Here is a 3,416-nt window from a genome sequence, read left to right as displayed (position 1 = left end):
CCCTTGGGAAAGGCCTGCCGCCTCAGCACCATTTCCCGCACGGCCCCGGAGGACCAGTCGCAGTGGTGATGTCTGCCTTCCCCCTTATGGGCGAAACCTGACCCCCATCTGTCGCTTTGCCCGCAAGCTCAGCGTCTACCCGATGCCCCTGCCCGCTCCGGGCAATCAGAATCCGCCCGTCTGACAAATCGAGAGGGAGTCGACGTGAGCAGCTATATCCGGGGCGCGCTGATCGGCGGTGAAAAGGTGGTCTATCAGGCCAGGATCAGTTGGCTGTCCCAATTGCCGACCATCGTGATCGGTCTAGCGACGCTGCCGTTTTGGGGCATCGGCATCCTGTTCCTGCTCGCGGCCTACATCCGCTACAAGACCACCGAGCTGGCCTTCACGAACAAGCGCGTGATCGCGAAGTTCGGCTTCATCAGCCGCAAGACGGTGGAGTTGAACGTGACCAAGGTCGAGAGCGTGCAGGTCAACCAGGGCATCTTCGGCCGCATCCTCAATTACGGAACCCTCGTGTTCTCCGGGGCCGGCAATCCCCAGGCGCCGATTCCCGGCATCTCCGATCCGATGAGCTTCCGCCGCTCGTTCATGGAGTTTCAGGACAGGAAGGCCGCGGGCTGATCGCCGCTGCATAGAGGGAGGCGGGCATAATCCACGCCTCCCCACCGGCGACTTGGCTGCGCCCCTTTTCGAAAGGACTTCATGCCTGCCGTCGGACCTGCCATTCATGGCGACAGCCTCACGGCCCGCGCGATGCGCGCCCATGATTGGTCGAAGTCCCCGCTGGGCGAGCCCGCCCAATGGCCGTTCCAGCTCCGGCAGATGGTCAACTACATGCTGGCCTCGCCCGAGTCGATCTACATGCTCTGGGGTCCGGAGCTGCACTTCTTCTCCAATGACGCCTATCGCCCCATCCTCGGACCGCGACTCGGCGTCTCCATCGACACCACCCTCGCCCGCCTCTGGCCCGACGCGATCGACGCGGTGCGCCCCATCATCGAGCGATCCTTCGCCGGCGAGTCGGTGCGCTTCTCCGACATGCACATCGAGATGGCCCGTCCCGGCGAGCCCGAGGACACCTGGTGGACCTTCTCGTTCTCCCCGCTGATCGCCGACGACGGCACCATCCCCGGCGTGCTCTGCCACACCCGCGAGACCACCTCCCAGGTCCTCGCCGAACGCGCGCGCGACGCCGCCGAAGCCCGACTGCTCAAGCTCAATGAATGGCTCGAAGCCGAGGTCACCCGCCGCACCCGCGAGCGCAACCGGATCTGGGAAGTCAGCCGCGACCTGCTGCTGGTCGCCGACCGTCACGGCGTCTGGCTCAGCGTCAATCCCGCCTGGACCCTGACGCTGGGCTGGTCCGAGGCCGAGCTCATCGGCCGCAACTCGGCGTGGCTGGAACACCCCGAGGACCGCGCCAGAACGCGCGAAGAAGTCGGCAAGCTCGCCCGGGGCCAACCGACCCTGAACTTCGAGAACCGCATGCGCGCCCGCGACGGCTCCTATCGGACCCTGTCATGGACCGCCATCCAGGACGAAGACCAGATCTACTGCGTCGCCGAGGACGTCACCGAGCAGCGCAGCGCCGAGGCTCGCCTGCGCCAGGCGCAGAAGATGGAAGCCATCGGCCAGTTGACCGGCGGCGTGGCGCACGACTTCAACAACCTGCTGTCCACCATCGGCACCAGCCTCGAACTGATCCGCCGCAAGGCCGCGCTCGGCCAGGTCGACGACCTGACCCGCTTCGCCGATGCCGCGTCACGCTCCGTGCAGTCCGCCGCCGCCCTCACGCATCGGCTGCTCGCGTTCTCCCGCATGCAGTCGCTGGACCTGCGCCGCGTCGAGGTGAATCCCCTCGTGCTCGGCATCGAGGAGATGCTCCGTCGCACCCTCGGCGAGCGCGTCGAGGTCGTGCTTCGCCTGGACAGCGAGCTCTGGCCCGTGCAGACCGACGCGAACCTGCTCGAGAACGCCCTCCTCAACCTGGCCATCAACGCCCGCGACGCCATGCCCGAAGGCGGACGGCTCACCATCGAGACCGCGCGGCTGCCGGCCGACGACACCGCCCTGCTGGGCGCGATGGGTCGCGTGGACGCCGTCGCGCTGCGCGTCATCGACAGCGGCATCGGCATGTCGCCCGAGGTGCGCGACCGGGCGTTCGACCCCTTCTTCACGACCAAGGCGCCCGGTCACGGCACCGGCCTGGGCCTGTCGATGATCTACGGCTACGTGAAGCAATCGGGCGGCCATGCGACCATCGACTCGGAGCGCGGCATCGGCACGACGGTGAGCCTGTATCTGCCCCGCGCCGACGAGGCCGCCCCCGCCGTGCCGCGCGTGCCGAACCTGCTCCCGCAGTCAGGCAGCGGCGAGCGCATCCTGATCGTCGACGACAACGACACCCTGCGCCGCATGCTGTGGGAGCTGCTGTCGGAACTCGGCTATCGCGTCACCGGCGCCCCCGATGCCGCCCACGCGGAGGCGGCGCTGTCGCGGCAGCGCTTCGACCTGCTGATCACCGATGTCGGCCTGCCCGACCTGTCGGGACGGCGACTCGCGGACCGGGCGCGGGAACGCTGGCCCGAATTGCCGGTGCTGCTCATCACCGGCTATGCGCAGGAGGCCACCGTGCGCGGCGACTTCCTCGGCGCGCGCATGGACATGCTCTCCAAACCCTTCGACGCCGGAACGCTGACGCGGCGCATCCAGGATCTGCTCGCGGCTCAGTCCTCACAGGCCTGAGCGGCCTGGGCGCCCCCAGCGTCCGCAAGCGTCAATCGGCCGCCGGATGCAGGCCGCTCAGACGCAACGCATCGGCGTTGGCCGGCGAGGCCAGGTATCGAATGAACGCCAGGGCCTGTTCGCGGTGCCGGCTCGTCTTGACGACGGCAGCGGCATACGGCGTGACCTTCTGGATCTCGTCCGGCAGCTCGCCGACGATGCGGATGCCCTTCACCGGCTGCAGCTCGCTGCGCTGCTGGCAGCCCAGGGCAGCCTGGCGCGACGCCACGATCTCGCCCACCGGCGTCGCCGGAATCTGTCGCCCCTTGGCCTTGACCTGCGCCTCGATGCCCAGGCGCTTGAGCAGCACGTTCTGGATGTAGTCCCCGCTCGCACTGTCCGACCAGGCGATCGACGGCGCCGCCAGGAAGGCAGCCTTCACCCGCTCCACCGTGCTCAGGTCGGGCGCCGGCTCGCCGGCCGGCACCGCGCAGGCAATGTAGGAGTTGGCGAGCGTGACCCGGGTCGCGCCGTCCACCAGACCCTGCGCGATCAGTCGGTCCAGGGCCGGCCCCACCATGATCAGCACATCCAGGGACTCCCCGCGTGCAAGCCGCGCAGGAATCGCCTGCGTCGTGTCTCCCATCGAAGGACCGAACTGCCGGTCCACCTGCAGGCCGGGCATCTCC

At 68.4% G+C, this 3,416-nt stretch carries 3 protein-coding genes; 2 read left to right on the top strand and 1 reads right to left on the bottom strand.

Annotation, left to right across the window (positions count from 1 at the left end):
• Nucleotides 1-204 precede the first annotated feature (204 nt).
• Nucleotides 205-624, top strand: coding sequence for a PH domain-containing protein (locus tag ABDW59_RS24550; protein WP_343634109.1), 420 nt, complete (start codon nucleotides 205-207; stop codon nucleotides 622-624).
• 132 nt (nucleotides 625-756) lie between these two features.
• Nucleotides 757-2,748 (top strand): response regulator, encoded by a 1,992-nt coding sequence (locus ABDW59_RS24545; RefSeq protein ID WP_343634107.1) that lies wholly within the window; start codon nucleotides 757-759, stop codon nucleotides 2,746-2,748.
• Between the two features lie 31 nt (nucleotides 2,749-2,779).
• On the opposite strand, the gene ABDW59_RS24540 is transcribed toward ABDW59_RS24545, so the two are convergent.
• Nucleotides 2,780-3,416 (bottom strand): substrate-binding domain-containing protein (locus ABDW59_RS24540; protein WP_343634105.1); only part of this gene is annotated, 637 nt, incomplete at its 5' end.

This window comes from Roseateles sp. (genome assembly GCF_039595295.1).
Classification (GTDB): Bacteria; Pseudomonadota; Gammaproteobacteria; order Burkholderiales; family Burkholderiaceae_C; genus Roseateles.
The sequence above is the reverse complement of the archived record's forward strand: the minus strand, read 5'-3'. Positions and strand labels throughout refer to the sequence as shown.

Excerpts from the sequence above, each read along its gene's own strand:
- ABDW59_RS24545 (WP_343634107.1), top strand. The coding sequence starts at position 757 with ATGCGCGCCCATGATTGGTCGAAGTCCCCGCTGGGCGAGCCCGCCCAA.